This is a genomic window from Arthrobacter sp. ZGTC412 (assembly GCF_002929215.1).
GTDB lineage: Bacteria > Actinomycetota > Actinomycetes > Actinomycetales > Micrococcaceae > Arthrobacter.
This window is the reverse complement of record NZ_PJII01000048.1, coordinates 1-1,480: the sequence shown is the minus strand read 5'-3', so window position 1 is coordinate 1,480 and position 1,480 is coordinate 1. Positions and strand designations below refer to the sequence as shown.

General features: G+C 62.2%; 1 protein-coding gene. It reads right to left on the bottom strand.

Translation table 11 applies throughout. From position 1 onward, the window contains the following. Positions 1-19: 19 nt before the first annotated feature. On the bottom strand, positions 20-1,228 hold the full coding sequence (locus CXQ88_RS21310) for an IS110 family transposase (RefSeq protein ID WP_104046150.1): 1,209 nt from the start codon (positions 1,226-1,228) through the stop codon (positions 20-22). Positions 1,229-1,480: the final 252 nt, after the last annotated feature.

Sequence of the window (1,480 nt, the reverse complement as noted above, 5' to 3'; positions counted from 1 at the left end):
AATGATGCTCCTATAGCTGTCAATTGGTGTTGAGCCAGTCTGAGTACCGTTGGAAGAAGTGGTCGTCTCGGGTGAGTCCGCGCTCGAATCGAGACAGCGTTGCGGGCCAGATGTGAAGGGTGTCGGCGGCTGTCTGGAGAGTGATGTTTTTGGCTGTGCGCATGGCCCGGAGTTTCCCGGCGTTGGGCGCAGGCTGGGGGTGGAGGAGTTGATCGTAGATTTCCCGGGCGATGTAGCGTTTGAGGCAGCGGATGATTTCTTTGGTGGTCTTGCCTTCTTGCCGGCGCTTGCTGACGTAGGTTTTGGTGCGCACGTCACAGCTCATGCGGACCAGTGCGATGTGGTGGATCGCTTTGTTGGCTTGCCGGTCTCCGCCGCGGCTGAGCCGGTGGCGGGTGGTTTTCCCTGACGAGGCCGGGATCGGCGCGACACCCACGAGGGCGGCGAACTTCGCTTCGGTGGTGATTCTTTCGGGGTTGTCTCCGACGGTGACCAGCAGTTGGCTGGCGGTGTCGGTTCCCACCCCGCGCAGGTCACGGAGCATGGGCGCGTGGGCGGTGACGAGTGCGTCGAGTTCGGTGTCAATCAGGGCCAGTTCCTGGTCGAGCGCGTGGTAGCGGCGTGCCAGGCGTTTGAGCACGATGCTGGTCGCGTTAACGGGGTCGGTCATGTTGCCGCCGGGGCGTGACTTTTCCAGTGCCGCGATCGTCGCGGTGCTGCTCAGGCCGCGGTAGCGGGCACGCAAGGTTTCCGGGGCGGAGACCAAGATGCTTCTGATCTGGGTCATGACGGCCACCCTGGCCCGCATCGCAGTCGATTTCTCGGCCCTCAGCACGCGCAGGGCTTCAACGGCGCCGTTACGGGCTTTCGGCATCGATACCCTGCTGCCGGCCAGGGCGGCTTCGGCTGCCTGGTACGCGTCCAATGGGTCAGATTTTCCGTGCAGCCGGCGGTTCTGCCGGTTCGGGCGCATGACTTCCAGGACTTGGATTCCTTTCCAGGTCAGCACCCGGGCCAGTTCGGCCCCGTAGCTGCCGGTGCCTTCTACCCCCACAGCCACGACCGTGCCAAAGCTGGTGATGAAGTCGATGATCTTCCGGTAGCCGGAGCCGACGGCGAGGAATTCCTTGTCGGCAAGGTGTGCACCGTTGTCGCTGATGACAGCGACGTGGTGGGTATCGGTGTGGGTGTCGATCCCGGCGATGACTTTCAAAGGCTGTTTTGTCATGATGAAACTGCCCTGGCCTTTCCGTTGCGTGCGGTGGGGACAAACGGGGCACGCCGGCCGGGTGGGCAGACAAGACAGTAATGGGACTTATTCGAACAGGCTCCTATTAGGTCATGTCCACCTGGCCGCCGCGTTTACTGCAGCTGTGCCGCGGCGGACAAATCATTCTCAAGACAAACCAACGAAGCGGGCGTCAGTCAGACCCAGAGTCACACCGCGGCACAAGCCACTTCCATCATTACTGTCAGACCC